Genomic DNA, 14,858 nt, shown 5'->3' on the forward strand with positions numbered 1-14,858 from the left:
TTTATCGAGTCTTTTTGATGATTTATCGTAAATGAAATGTCTTGAATAATGAAAAAATTACACCCGGAACTAAAAAATAATTTCCGGGTGTAAATTTGTTCGCTTCAAATTATGAACTTGTCAGACTAATTTCTCGAAAATTCTAGATCAGCTGGATATCCACACTAACCGCGAAATTAGCAGGCTTATTCTCAAGAGTCGCAAATTGAGTTCCTTGGAATAACAACGCACCAGTAGCGTCATTGTAGCTGAAAGCACTAACATCAGTAACACCAAATCCGATTCTAGAAATCTGAATCTTGTCACCTTCCACCCGACTGAAGTCCTTGATAATGTCAAGTCCTTCAAGTTTAGAATTGAAGACAAACTGATCTGCACCAGTACCACCAGTAAGAATATCATTGCCAACTCCACCAACCAGAAGATCGTTGCCAGCACCAGCAATCAGCTGGTCATTACCAGCGCCACCAGTGAGGATATCATTGCCAGCAGCACCACGCAGGACATCGGCGTATTGTGTGCCTGTAATTTCAAATCTCTCAATATTGCTGTAGCTGAGTAAAGAATTTCCATTCAAGCGGCTGAAGATGGCATTCTGTCCATTAAATCCGACATCAACACCAGCCCCATTATTCAACTGGCTGTAATCTGCAACTAGAGTATCAGTGCCAGCACCACCATCGACAATACCATCTGTGTCAGTTATTCTGTCGTTGCCATCGCCACCGTTGAGCGTATCATAGCCAGCACCACCAAAAATTAGGTCATCACCAGCGCCACCATTAAGGATGTCATTGCCAGCAGTGCCACGTAGGACATCGGTATATTGTGTGCCTGTAATTTCAAATCGCTCAATATTGCTGTAGTTGAGTACCGGATTTCCAGTAAAGCGGCTGTAGATGGCATTTTGACCCTGGTATGACACATCAATACCAGCCCCATTATTCAACTGGCTGTAGTCTGCAACTAGAGTATCAGTGCCAGCACCACCATCGACAAGACCATCTGTGTCAGTTATTCTGTCGTTGCCATCACCACCGTTGAGCGTATCATAGCCAGCACCGCCAAAAAGCAGGTCATCACCAGCGCCACCATTGAGAATATCATTGCCAGCAGTACCACGCAGGACATCGGCGTATTGTGTGCCTGTAATTTCAAATCTCTCAATATTGCTGTAGCTGAGTAAAGAATTTCCATTCAAGCGGCTGAAGATGGCATTCTGTCCATTAAATCCGACATCAACACCAGCCCCATTATTCAACTGGCTGTAATCTGCAACTAGAGTATCAGTACCAGCACCACCATCGACAATACCATCTGTGTCAGCGATTCTGTCGTTGCCATCACCACCGTTGAGCGTATCATAGCCAGCACCACCAAAAAGCAGGTCATCACCAGCACCGCCATTGAGAATATCATTGCCAGCAGTACCACGCAGGACATCGGTATATTGTGTGCCTGTAATTTCAAATCGCTCAATATTGCCGTATTTGAGTACAGGATTGCCAGTAAAGCGGCTGAAGATGGCATTTTGACCCAGATATGCCACTTCAATACCAGCCCCATTATTCAACTGGCTGTAATCTGCAACTAAAGTATCAGTGCCAGCTCCACCATCAACAATACCATCTGTATCAGTGATTCTGTCGTTGCCATCACCACCGTTGAGCGTATCATAGCCAGCACCACCAAAAATCAGGTCATCACCAGCACCGCCATTGAGAATATCATTGCCAGCAGCACCACGCAGGACATCGGCGTATTGTGTGCCTGTAATTTCAAATCGCTCAATATTACTGTAGTTGAGTACCGGATTTCCGGTAAAGCGGCTGTAGATGGCATTTTGACCCTGATATGCCACTTCAATACCAGCCCCATTATTCAACTGGCTGTAATCTGCAACTAGAGTATCAGTGCCATCGCCACCGTTGAGGGTATCATTTCCAGCACTACTAATCAGCACGTCATCACCAGCACCGCCATTAAGGATGTCATTGCCAGCAGAACCACGTAGGACATCGGTGTATTGTGTGCCTGTAATTTCAAATCGCTCAATATTGCTGTAGTTGAGTACCGGATTCCCAGTAAAGCGGCTGAAGATGGCATTTTGACCCAGGTATGCCACTTCAATACCAGCCCCATTATTCAACTGGCTGTAGTCTGCAACTAGAGTATCAGTGCCAGCACCACCATCGACAATACCATCTGTGTCAGTTATTCTGTCGTTGCCATCGCCACCGTTGAGCGTATCATAGCCAGCACCACCAAAAATTAGGTCATCACCAGCGCCACCATTAAGGATGTCATTGCCAGCAGTGCCACGTAGGACATCGGCGTATTGTGTGCCTGTAATTTCAAATCGCTCAATATTGCTGTAGTTGAGTACCGGATTTCCAGTAAAGCGGCTGTAGATGGCATTTTGACCCTGGTATGACACATCAATACCAGCCCCATTATTCAACTGGCTGTAGTCTGCAACTAGAGTATCAGTGCCAGCGCCACCATCGACAAGACCATCTGTGTCAGTTATTCTGTCGTTGCCATCGCCACCGTTGAGCGTATCATAGCCAGCACCACCAAAAAGCAGGTCATCACCAGCGCCACCATTGAGAATATCATTGCCAGCAGCACCACGCAGGACATCGGCGTATTTTGAACCAGTCAGTTCAAATTGCTCAATATTACTGTAGCTGAGTAAAGTAGCAGTATTTACACGGCTGAAGATGGCATTTTGTCCATTAAATCCCACATCAACACCAGCACCATTATTCAACTGACTGTAATCTGCAACTAGAGTATCAGTACCAGCACCACCATCAACAATACCATCTGTGTCAGATATTCTGTCGTTGCCATCGCCGCCATACAAGCTATCAAAGCCTGTTCCACCATATAGGTTGTCGTTACCAGTTCCGCCGTCTAGGATGTCGTTACCAGCTCCACCAAGTAGGTTATCATTACCTTCATCGCCATAAATTGTGTCGTTCTGAGATTTACCCGCTAGGTAATCATCGCCTCCTTTTCCTGACAGTAACCAAGGTTGTCCGTCTTCGTCAGCGATAAAAGTATTGTTAGTATTATCACCAGTGTATGTTCCCATTTGAACTTCTCCTTAATTCTTGAAAATAATGTTTTTGATGAAGCGATCAGCTTCGTTTTAAGTCGGGAAATATCCTGTTTTTTGGGTGCTTTACCCTTTCGTTTTTCAGGACTCCTTTACTTTAGGTTTGTTGTTCGATCGCGTCGATGAGGATAAGTTATGGAAAATTAAGGAGATAATTAAGTCGAATTCGTTTAAAAAATTAAGGTTGAAGAAGAGGACAAGTAGATAAGTAAGTCGGCGTAAATAATTATTGTTGGGATAAGGCAGGGGGCAGGGGGCAGGGAGCAGGGTGAGAAAGGGTTTGAGCCTTGTTTACTTTTCTTCACACAGTTTGGTTTTATTATGCCGACTTACTTAATTGGTCTTTGAAGACGCGATAAATCGCGTCTCTACATGAGGGTTTTGGGCTTATCTGAACAGTATTGACATCTAACTCTTTTGACCTGCACTTTAATTGCATCGACCTGCACCTTGATTGCATCGCAATACTTCTCGGGTTTTGCATTTTTAACTCGGAATCGGGTTTGGGGTAAAGGTTAAAGGTTTTTTCTTTCCCTTTTCCCTTTCCCCTTTTCCCCTTAACCGAGAAGTATTGGATTGCATCGGCTATTGTTTGCGTAATTTCTGACTCAAACCTCGAAAGCACCTAACGCTTTGAGGACACCTTTTTGAGCTATCGTTATTCCAGTTACGCCTGTAATATTGGTTCCTTGATAAGGTCTGTCAGGATTGAGTGTTTTCAAGCATTCGCCTGTTTGGGCATCCCAAATCTGAATAGTGCCGTTTTGGCTGCCGCTAGCGATCGCATAATATTCTGTAGATTTGCCAAATGCGATCGCCGATCGCATTGCATGAGGCATGACAGGCAGCACTTTCAGGCAAACCCCTGCATATCTATCCCAAATTCTCACTGTTTGATCTAAGCTGCTACTTGCCAAAATATCACCTTCTGGACTAAAGGCAACTGACCAAACACTATTACTGTGTCCCTCAAAAATATTTAGACATTCACCTGTATCAATTGACCACAAGCGCACTGTTTCATCTTCACTAGCGCTACTGAGAATTTGCCCATCTGGACTAAAAGCGATCGCTTGCACTCTACTAGTGTGTCCTTCTAAAATTTGAAGACATTCACCAGTGGCAATTGACCACAAGCGAATGGTTTGGTCTTCACTACTGCTAGCGAGGAATTCACCATTGGGGCTAAAGGTAACACACCAAATCCAACTGGAATGACCTTGCAATATATTGAGGCATTTTCCTGTACTGACAGACCATAAGCGAATGGTTTGATCGTCACTGCCGCTTGCTAAAATTTGTCTATCGGGACTAAAGGCTACTGATTGCACCCAATTTACATGACCTCTCAAAGTTTGCAAACATTGCCCTGTGCTAACTGACCATAAACGGATGGTGCGATCAACGCTGCTACTGGCTAGCAAATCTCCATCTGGGTGAAACGCTACGGAAGTTACCCAGCCACTATGTCCGATAAATTTTTTCAGGCAAGTCCCTGTATTGACATTCCATAGTCTCACAGTTTGGTCTGTGCTGCCACTGGCTAGAGTTTGACCATCGACATTAAAAGCAACTGAAAAGACCGAATTACTATAGCCTTTTAAGGTTTTAAAGCATCTACCTGTACTGACATCCCATAGCTTTACAGTTTGGTCTGTGCTACCACTGGCAATGGTTTGACCATCTGCATTAAAAGCCACTGAAAATATCGAATTGGTGTGTCCTGGTAAAATGTTCAGGCATTGCCCTGTATTAGTTTCCCAAATTCTGACTGTTTTATCGTCGCTGGCGCTAACCAGCATTTGAGCATTGGGGCTAAAGGCTATTGAACGGACGCGATCGCAATGTTCCTGCAATATTTTACATTTTCCAGTACTCACTTCCCAGAGGCGAATTGTGAAATCGGCACTACCACTGGCTAGGGTTTGACCATCTGGACTCCATGATAGTGACCAAATGCGATCGCTATGTCCCTCTAAAATGCGATCGCATTCTCCATTAATTTTCCAAAGTCGAATCGTGAAATCAGCACTGCCACTTGCTAAAGTTTGACCATCGGGACTCCATGATACTGAGAGGATGCGATCGGTATGACCCGACAAAATTTTATAACAGTCCCCAGTATTAACATTCCATAATCTGATTGTCGGTTCATCGCCTCCACTAGCGAGAATTTGACCATCGGCACTAAAGGCAACTGACCAAATCGAACTTGCATGTCCTGACAAAGTTCTCAGACATTTACCAGTGTTGACATCCCACAGCCGAATCGTTTTGTCACTACTGCAACTTGCCAATAATTGCCCATCTGGACTAAAAGCAAGCGACCAAACCCAACCTAGATGTCCAGCAAAATTGATAACTAGTTGCCCAGTTGCAACCTGCCATAGACGAAGCCCACCTTCTGCATCTCCTGTAGCTAATAATGTTCCATCTGGGCTAAAAGCAATACCAGCAAACACCATACCAAAGGTTTCAGCAAAAACACACTGACTCAAATCAGAATATTCAAAATTAACATTATGCAAATTCACATCTTGTAAATAAGCTTGCCAAATCGTTAAATTTGAAAAATTGTAGTTAGTTAAAGTTGATTGTAATTGACAAAGTAAATTTAAAATATTACCGGCTGCATAACCAATTTTAACTGACGATGTACCTCGTAGTTTGTTCAAGCATTGAGTAAGTAGGTTTTCAATTGCGAGTTTTTCGCTGACTTCGATTAATAAGCGATCGAGTAATAAGCGTTCTAGAATCGGCTTGAGGATAAAACGAACTTGCGTTTCTCGCACATAATCTTTTGCTTGGGATTTGAGTAACGCATGAGTTTTGAACAACAGATTTTTTTGTTCAGCATTTGCTTCTAAGCCTGCCAATATTTCTTGGCAAACTTGAGCGACTAATTTCTCGGTGACATATTCCATTACTACAGGCTGAAGTGAAAACTGTGTCCGATGTTTTTCAATCAGTGTCACCTTGGCTTTCTCAATTAAAGAGCGTTGCTCTAGTGATTCTAAAATATCAATTAATTCTTGGGGCGTTCTGGGTGGAAAAATATCCGATCGCAGTTCTGAAAATGAAGCCGGATCGCGATAGATAGCCAACCAATAAATCACTGTTTTCTCAGACTCAGAAAGTCGTTCAAATTGTTGATCGATTAAATTCCGAATATTTCCAAAAACAAAGGCTTTTTGGTTGAGAAAATCAGAAATACTGCCATCAAATAAGTTTTGAATCGTAGTTGCAATAATTTTCAATGCTAAGGGATTTCCGGCATAAGCTTCAACCAGCCGATTCCATTCTTCTGTTGAGCCTTGAAAATTACCCTTTAACTGCAAAAGTTCTTGTGCTTCTGTTTTCTTCAAGCCAGTTAATTGAAAAGCCCGAACAGGTAAACTTGCTCCTTCTAATAGGCGGACTTCTGGAGGCTGATATCGACTGGTTAGAACTAAGCAACTTTGATGGCGAATTTCTCCAATTTGTCTAAATATTTCGCCATAAGCTTCATAGCCTTCAAGATAGGATGACTTAGATTGATCGTTGGGTTGTAAGATGGTTTCAATATTATCGAAGATTAATAAACAACGCTGCGATCGCAAATAATGTAACAGCCGCGAAATTTTACCTTCAACTGTTTCTGGATAATCAATTTCTTGCTGACTAGATAATAATTTTAATAAATCGATTAATATCTCTTGTACTGGTGGTGCATTTCGCAAACTTCGCCAAATCACACATTTAAACTCGCCCTGTAATTGTTGCGCCAGCTTGATAGAGAGAGAAGTTTTTCCCATCCCACCCATTCCTAACAAAGCCACAAGCCGACAACGATCGACTAAAATCCACTGTTGTAACTGAGCTAGTTCTCGTTGTCTTCCGTAGAAAAAATCAACATCGATTGCATCTCCCCAATCTTGATATGAAGTCTTAACTTCTGTAATCAGTAAATTATTAGTAACTTTTACTCTCGTTTCTTCTTCAAGATTATTAAATAAATTTTCTTTTTCTGAAGTTAATTGTACCGTCACCTTCTCTAGTTTAAATCGACGCTCAATTGCGGTTCGGAAACTTGTTTTATTAACTTTTTCTCCTAACACGTCTGAAAGCAGTTTCCAGAGCTTCGGGCCAATATCATGTTTTAAGTAAGCTGGAGAATAGCCATAAATATCAGCAATGCGATCGTAACTTTGGCGTTCCAAAGACCAGGACTCACGCAACATAGCTTGTTGGAGATCGCTCAAATGAATTCTTGACTTGGCAAAAACGAGAGCGTCTGTAAATGCGAGTGCTTGCTCAATATCCATTGCTGCGATCGGCGAAAGTTAAATACACTTTAAATTCTCTAAGTAGAATGGCATAATTCATTTATCAGATAATAGCAAAAACAATATGCAGTATTTTACAAATTCTTTACATAAAGCTTATGCTTCAGTCATTAATTAGTCGAATTTGGGAATTACTTTTACGCTTACTCTTACAGAGGATTACTCTTGTACTCACGCTGATGTTATGTGCAGCGATCGCGATCGCAATTTCTAATATGTCTGCGCTTTCATCGAGCTTGATTGAATCCCAAGCAGTGCAAAATGCTGCCTTACATATCCAATCATTGACTCAAGCATTTGATCTTTACAGCGCCGCCGCCGCCGAACGAGCTAAAGTTGTGCGTGGAATTACCGTTACCCACGCTTACCTCAATACCAAAGGCGCAATCCCCTTACCCTCAACTTTTGCGATCGAACTTGGCGAGCAAATTAGTGAAAAAAATGCCGAAATGTCTGTACGACTGTACAGTAACTATCCATATCCTTGGCGCACGGCGACAGGGGGAGCAAAAGACGCATTTGAGCGCGATGCACTCAACTTCTTGAGAGATAATCCTCGTCAAAAATTTTATCGTCTTGAGAAGCAAAATGGATCTACCACCTTGCGTTATGCCCAAGCCAGCCTGATGAAACCAAGTTGCGTAACTTGTCATAACACAGATCCTACTAGTCCCAAGAAAAACTGGGAAGTCGGAGACGTTGCTGGAGCTTGGGAGATATCTCAATCTCTCAATAATTTAATGACTAAAACTAACCAAAGTCTCCAAGGAACCTTCGCTATGTTAGGCGGTATGTCAGTCTTAGGACTCTCAGGATTGACACTTGTCATCGGGAAACTCCGAGAAAACGGCAGAAATTTAGAGCATCGAGTCAGAGAACGAACCACAGATTTGGCAGAAGCTAACACTGAATTAGAAAAAAGGAACCAATTAATTCGTCAAGTTTTCGGACGATATTTGAGCGATACAGTTGTCGCTAATTTGTTAGAAAGCCCTGAAAGATTAAAACTCGGTGGTGAACGTCGCAAAATCACTATTCTCACCTCTGACTTACGAGGCTTCACATCTCTCTCAGAACGCTTTCCACCGGAAGAAGTAATTCACATTCTCAACCTCTATTTAGAATATATGGCTGATGTAATTAATCATTATCAAGGCACAATTGATGAGTTTATGGGAGACGGTATTCTAGTCTTATTTGGTGCGCCGATCGCTAAAGAAGATGATGCCCTCAGAGCCGTTACCTGCGCCTGTGCCATGCAGTTAGCAATGGGTGGTGTTAATGAAAAAATGAAAGCCCTTGGCTGGCCACCGTTAGAAATGGGAATTGGAATTAATACAGGCGAAGTTATAGTTGGTAATATTGGTTCCGAGAAACGGACTAAATATGGAATTGTCGGTAGTCAAGTAAATCTCACCTATCGAATTGAGTCATATACTAGTGGTGGTCAAATTCTCATTTCCGAGCAAACTTTCCAAGAAGTCGGATCGAGCGTCAGAATTATTGGACAAAAGCAAGTTCAGCCAAAAGGTGTGAGCCAGCCGATTACCATTTACGAAGTATATGGTGTAGGTGGACGATACAATCTTTATTTGCCCAAAGAAGAAGAACTATTTTTTCCTGTTCCTCAAGAAATACCGCTTTTATACACTATTTTACATGACAAGCAAATGGTTAATACAGTATTTTACGGGCGTTTAGTCAAACTATCAGCCAAAGGAGCCGAATTACAGGTAGATATACCAAATGAAATTCCACCTCAGCTAACTAATATTAAAATAAATCTTTTAACATCAAAAAACTCCTCCCAAGTGAGTGAAGATATCTATGCCAAAGTCTTAGAAAAACTGGCAGATAAAGGAAGTTTTTTTATTAATTTTACCTCTGTTCCTCCAGCAATTTTAACTCAGTTTGATAACCTATATCAGATGATTTCTCAAAAATCTAATTAAACATAATATCAACTAGTACACCGTAGCGGAATTTTGGCTACATTTAACAAACATACAGTCCGCCTTATAGTAAAAACTCTGTCGTCCTTCTGCATTTAAACTAAAACCTATCATCATAAAATTAAGTTACTAACTTATAAAATCCCTCTGTGGGTTCATCAAAATTGTAAGTATTTTTTATAACATATAGGATGCACACTTCCATTTTCCATCAGTGCGTAAATCCTCATGGCTAAAGTTGAAGAATTGACACCCCAGCAACTCTCCGAAACAGACCTGAAACCACGAGGGAGAGTTTATCGGAGTCCTATCAGTTGGCGCGACCAGTTTTTGTACCAATTAATCGTAGATAGATTCAGTGATGATAATGAAAATCAAAGAGAACTTTTTGACCACACCAACCATGCAAAATTCCAGGTTAAAGACAAAGCCGACTGGATGGCAGCAGGTACGGAGTTTGTAGGTGGTACTCTTAGGGGAATTAAGAGTAAATTAGACTACTTGCAGCGATTGGGAGTAACAACGCTGTGGATTAACCCACCTTGGCAACAACATTCTCAATTAGAAACTTACCACAGCGATCGCATCCAAGAATTTTTAGATGTTGACCCCCACTTTGGCACTCGTCAAGATTTAAGAGATTTAATTGATGCTGCCCACGATCGCCGGATGTATGTCATCCTCGATGTAATATACAACCAAAGTGCTGATAACTGGTTCAACAGAGATGAAGTAATTGCAGCACTAGCCAGAGTTTATCAATATTGGATTGCTCTTTCTGACTGCGATGGCTTGCGGATAGATAGCCTCAAGCACATTTCTCCAGAAGATTCGCGCAAATTTTGCACCGCAATTCGTGAATACGCCGAATCTATCGGTAAAGAAAACTTTCTACTGACTGGAGAAATCACCTCCGGTAGTATGGCTAGTGCATACATAGACATTATTGGGCGTAACCTCAGTGCTGTATTAGACATCGTGCAGTCCCCTAATGAATTGACCGCATTCACAAGAGGATTAGTACACCCAAAGCAATTTTTTGATTTGTATAGCGAGAAAAATCTTGCCGGAGAATACCGCCAAGTTGGGATATATCATCTCTCCATCTTGGATGATGGTGATATGTCATTCCGTGCCAATAAGCAGCGATTTGCCGCATACAGCAACGTGCCTAATCTCTATGAGCAAGTTGCCCATGCTGTGGGTGTGCAATTAACAATGCCAGGAATTCCTGTTATTTATTATGGAACAGAACAGGCTTTTGATGGCAATGAAGGTTATCACGATTACAGTATAGAAGGTGAACGGTTTGCGGAAAATAGATATATCCGAGAAGCAATGTTTGGCGGTGCTTTTGGCGCATTTCAAACAGCCGACTGTCATTTCTTCAATATCGACCATCCTACCTATTTGCGGATAGCTGCGATCGCCCGGATTCGCAACCGTCACGATAAAATTGGCAAAGCATTGCGCCGTGGACATCACTACCTGCGCGAAACATCCTTTCAAAACTCCCCCTTCTCCATTCCCGGACAAGGTGAATTAGTTGCTTGGTCACAAGTTTTATTTGACACAGAAGTGTTGATGGTGTTGAATACCAACGGCTTAGAAAATCGGTGTGCAGAAGTGACAGTAGATACTTACACGCATACTCAAGACTCAAGTATAACTTTTTTATACAAAAGTGATTGGAGCAATGCCGATTTACGTAATCCACGGCAGAATCAAACTGTAGCTGTGCAACATCACAATGACGGTCGCGCAACAGTGAAAATTGATTTGCCTCCTTCAGGAATGGCAATTTTGGCATAGCTACAACAGTTACAACTTTGATAAAAATTGCAACACCCTGCACTTTAGGAGTACAGGGCGTAAAACAGCTATATTTTGTGTGATTCCCAGTTTCTATTTACCTCAAAGCCAATCTCGATAAGCAGATATTTCATTTACGCTGATTTCAAACGGCGTCCCCTTTCCAAATGGCGGATAAACGCGAATTTTGCCATTGCTAGCAAACCGCTCTAACCTATTACCTAACTGGGGAATATTGCTGACGATATGCCAGTAAGATACTAAGTCAGGGCAATCAATAATTAATGTGAGGATGCTAGCATTTGTTGTGAGATACCACTGACAATTAGATAATAGGACTCGCGTAATGCGATCGCACGCTAAAAAAAAGCATCTACCAGTAGACTGCTCTAGCTCCATTTGCAGCATTCCATCCTGTTTTGTTACCTCAGTGGGAGGTAAATCATCGGGAGGAAGCAAGTATAGTTTAGAAGACATAATTTCGCACCTCTTGGTTGTAGCGCGTCAAACTGTCCAGGTTTTTTTGCAAATCCGCAGACGAGGGTTTGAGTGCTAGCGTACCTAAATTTAGTTCGTCCTGAAATTTCTTGATTTTGTCTCGACAAGTCTCCACATCACCGATAATTGAATTCTCAATCAAATAATCTTCATCGAAACAAATATTTGTGCGGTCGAATGGTTTTTGGTTGGGATTCGCACTATTTTTCAATACTTCAGCTGAATTAGCTTTCATTTTCTGGCTAAATTTGCGAACGAAAGGTAACGTTTCACTCACTGCCTCGTCAAATGTTTTGCCAACAAAAAAGAAGCGTGCCAACACTAATTTTTCCGCACCACTAGAATTTAAGGCTCGATATTTGCTAACAGTATCCTTCAATCTCTCTAGGGAAAATGGCGGCCCACCCATCAAGCTGAAGGAATGTTTAGCAGCCAACTCGATCCCATCATCGCCGCCAGTGGCAACATACACTGGTATTTGACTCTGCAATGGTTTTGGGTAAATCGTTAAGCGATCGCATTGATAATACTTGCCATTAAATGATACATCAGTTTCATATAACAGCTTTTGAATCAGTGCGATCGCCTCTAGCATCTTAGGACGGGCTTCACTTGGTAAGGTCGCAAAGTGCTTATTTTGTTGAGGAAAGGGGCCGCCTTTGGCAACTCCAAATAATAATCGTCCATTGCACAAGTTATCCAAAGTGGCAATATCTTCCGCCACCCGAATCGGGTTATGGAATGGCAGCAACACCGCCGCAGTGCCTAATTGGATAGTTGAAGTCAATCCTGCCAAGTGTGCCATTAACAGCAACATGGACGGGCTGAGATTGGATTCACTAAAATGGTGTTCGCTTACCCAAGCTTCCTCAAAACCCAAGCTTTCAGCCTGTTTTACCAGCGCAACTTGCTCAAACATGGCACGATGAGCATCTTGGTGAAAATTATCGTAATTGCAGAAAATTCCAGTTTTCATTACTTATGTTGATACTTTGTATTCACCGTAGGTGCTGGTTATTCTAGTGGTCGATAGGTTTGTAGTAAACACTAAACTGCTTACTACAAAAACATTTACCCCTCTCAATTAATGCCATGAATAGACTTCTTGCATAAGTCGGGAAAAGGGGAAGGTGGGGCCCCCTCTGGGGATAAGGGGCGGGGGGAAGGGGAAAAGGTTCTGTATTGTCCCCTTCCCCTTTAACCTTTACCCTTTTCCCCCTCTTGCAAAAGTGCTTTTTGCAAGAGGTCTAATCACTAAGTTGCAACCCACTGCAACTCCAACCATAGACGTGGGTTGTTCTCTTTGACCTTCGACATCGGATCGCGCAATAATCGCTTGGCATTCATACAAACAACCTGGATTAAACCCATATTGTCTGCAACTTCTCTGAGTATTTCTTTTTGAGCTTGCACACAGGAAATCATTTCGTCAGAGCAATAAATTCCTATATATTGCAAACGTCTGGCAGGTCGTCCCCAAAAACAGGTGATGACTTTCACATAACACCCATCCAGCAATTCTCCAACTTGCGGGTAGTAATGGTTGACGACTCTTGTGAATTCTTTGGCTAAGATATCTTCAGCAATCATTGGAACTGATATTTCTGTAGCGTCCATCACGCTATTTAATATAACATAATTTTATCAATTAAATATGACAAAATAGCCTATTAGGCTTAAATAAAATATTAAATATTACAAAAAAAAGAGGCTTACCTTATTTGGTATTACCTCAGATTGGCGTAAAGCGTCTTTATACAATTAACTCTTGTGGGGTAGGCATCTTGCCCGCCCAGTCTATAAGGTGGGCAAGATGCCTACCCCACAATATTGGATAATTTATTTCTTGGATTTCCCTAATCGCCAGGTATATTTGTAAAGGTGAGATGCTCCCAAATACTATGATGTTGAATTCTAACTTTTGAATTTTAATTATTACCGAGCATTGCGCTCACAAACTAAAACCTCGGCGATGATATCCGGCACATTTACAAAATCTGTAAATCCTTCAGAACCACGGATTGGTGAAATAAATGTATAGTTTGGATCGCACACACCAGTGTCATATACTTGAATAAACCACCGATCGGGAAATCCTTCTATACCTAATTCCACAGTGTACCAACTCTCGCCAATCAGACGAGAGTTAAAGATTGTGAACCACTCTCGGTTCTCTTCTGAAATATTCCAATCTGCCATCAGCAGTTCTAAAGCTATTTGTCCCGCATCCGTTGAAGTCAACAGCATTTTTACTCCTTACTCGCAACTTCAGTATTTGCAACTTCAGTACTGGGAACTTCTGGATATAAACCTAATTCTTTCGCTAACTCACGCGCCACAAAAAATAGAAATTGGGCACCATCTTGATTGCCTTCGTGGGCAAACATAGTTGCTACTTGTAACATTGTTTGTACTAAACCAGAATCAATCAATTCTGGCTTAGATTCCAAAATTTCTGGTTCTTGACCGTTAGGACATCTGAGTAACTCATCAATCAGATTAAAATACAGGCTTTGGCGTTGGTCTGTCATGGTCATTTTCTTGATTTGAGTGAGTAAATTGTGAATGAGTTACTGTTCGATACTTTGGTGCCACAGCCTTTCTAACATTTCAACTTGTTCTTTTAAAACAGCAGCACGATGAACTAGATATCTGTCGTAAAAGAGAATTCCTAACCCAACACAAATTGGGGTTAACAAGAAGAACCATTGCAGGATAGTGGCAAGTTTATATTGTTCAGCAACAGTCAGCATTTGATGAACCACATTACGATCAGAGGATTGAATATTAGTCTGAGGGGAATGTGTGCCCTCTGTCTGGGGAGCCAAGGCGGGAGCATCTGTAGTAGTGTGGTTAACTTGGTAAGCTAAATTCTGAGATTTTACTAACTCTAGATGTCGCTCCCAAATTATGCCAAATACTACTAGTTCCGGTGAAAGCACTGCTAAGGTAACAATGCAAACTGTAAGAACATTTAAAAGTTTGGCTTTCATCTTGGCTCTCCCTTGCCAGGTAGTATGCACCTAGTAAGAAAATATCTTTTGCTGTTTATCTAAAGTAGTTAGATATTTCTACCTATGAAACAGTTTTGATATTAAAATATGTGTAATAGGTAATTTTTACAATCATTAGTTGTCAGTTATTTTG

The 14,858-nt window shown here is 41.7% G+C and carries 10 protein-coding genes; 2 read left to right on the plus strand and 8 right to left on the minus strand.

Annotation, left to right across the window (positions count from 1 at the left end):
• Positions 1-142: 142 nt before the first annotated feature.
• Together FD723_RS04485 and FD723_RS04490 are read right to left on the minus strand one after the other, a co-directional pair.
• Positions 143-3,100 carry a calcium-binding protein gene (locus FD723_RS04485; protein ID WP_179064259.1) on the minus strand — a complete coding sequence of 986 codons (2,958 nt, stop codon included), beginning with the start codon at positions 3,098-3,100 and terminating at the stop codon, positions 143-145.
• A 632-nt stretch (positions 3,101-3,732) separates the two neighbouring features.
• Positions 3,733-7,428, minus strand: coding sequence for an NB-ARC domain-containing protein (locus FD723_RS04490; RefSeq protein ID WP_179064260.1), 3,696 nt, complete (start codon positions 7,426-7,428; stop codon positions 3,733-3,735).
• Between the two features lie 119 nt (positions 7,429-7,547).
• On the opposite strand from FD723_RS04490, the gene FD723_RS04495 reads away from it, so the two are divergent.
• Together FD723_RS04495 and FD723_RS04500 are read left to right on the plus strand one after the other, a co-directional pair.
• Entirely contained in the window at positions 7,548-9,401 is a 1,854-nt protein-coding gene (locus tag FD723_RS04495; RefSeq protein ID WP_179064261.1) for an adenylate/guanylate cyclase domain-containing protein, read from the plus strand.
• Between the two features lie 228 nt (positions 9,402-9,629).
• Positions 9,630-11,213 (plus strand): alpha-amylase family glycosyl hydrolase, encoded by a 1,584-nt coding sequence (locus FD723_RS04500; RefSeq protein WP_179064262.1) that lies wholly within the window; start codon positions 9,630-9,632, stop codon positions 11,211-11,213.
• Positions 11,214-11,315: 102 nt separating this feature from the next.
• Here FD723_RS04500 and FD723_RS04505 read toward each other — a convergent pair whose 3' ends face one another.
• The 6 genes from FD723_RS04505 to FD723_RS04530 form a co-directional block, all read right to left on the minus strand.
• A complete protein-coding gene (locus tag FD723_RS04505) occupies positions 11,316-11,690 on the minus strand; it encodes a hypothetical protein (RefSeq protein ID WP_179064263.1) in 375 nt (124 codons plus the stop codon).
• A complete protein-coding gene (locus FD723_RS04510; protein WP_179064264.1) occupies positions 11,680-12,687 on the minus strand; it encodes an LLM class flavin-dependent oxidoreductase in 1,008 nt (335 codons plus the stop codon). The genes FD723_RS04505 and FD723_RS04510 overlap by 11 nt, the downstream gene beginning before the upstream one ends.
• Before the next feature lie 278 nt (positions 12,688-12,965).
• Positions 12,966-13,328: a hypothetical protein gene (locus FD723_RS04515; RefSeq protein WP_069068421.1), complete on the minus strand. Its 363-nt coding sequence runs from the start codon at positions 13,326-13,328 to the stop codon at positions 12,966-12,968.
• A gap of 318 nt (positions 13,329-13,646) precedes the next feature.
• Complete coding sequence (locus FD723_RS04520; RefSeq protein WP_179064265.1) at positions 13,647-13,958, minus strand: hypothetical protein; 312 nt, start codon at positions 13,956-13,958, stop codon at positions 13,647-13,649.
• A 2-nt stretch (positions 13,959-13,960) separates the two neighbouring features.
• Positions 13,961-14,242, minus strand: a complete 282-nt coding sequence (locus FD723_RS04525; RefSeq protein ID WP_179069027.1) for a hypothetical protein — start codon at positions 14,240-14,242, stop codon at positions 13,961-13,963.
• A 39-nt stretch (positions 14,243-14,281) separates the two neighbouring features.
• A complete protein-coding gene (locus tag FD723_RS04530) occupies positions 14,282-14,704 on the minus strand; it encodes a hypothetical protein (RefSeq protein WP_179064266.1) in 423 nt (140 codons plus the stop codon).
• Between the last annotated feature and the right edge of the window lie 154 nt (positions 14,705-14,858).

The organism is Nostoc sp. C052 (assembly GCF_013393905.1).
In the GTDB taxonomy this organism is placed as follows: Bacteria; Cyanobacteriota; Cyanobacteriia; order Cyanobacteriales; family Nostocaceae; genus Nostoc.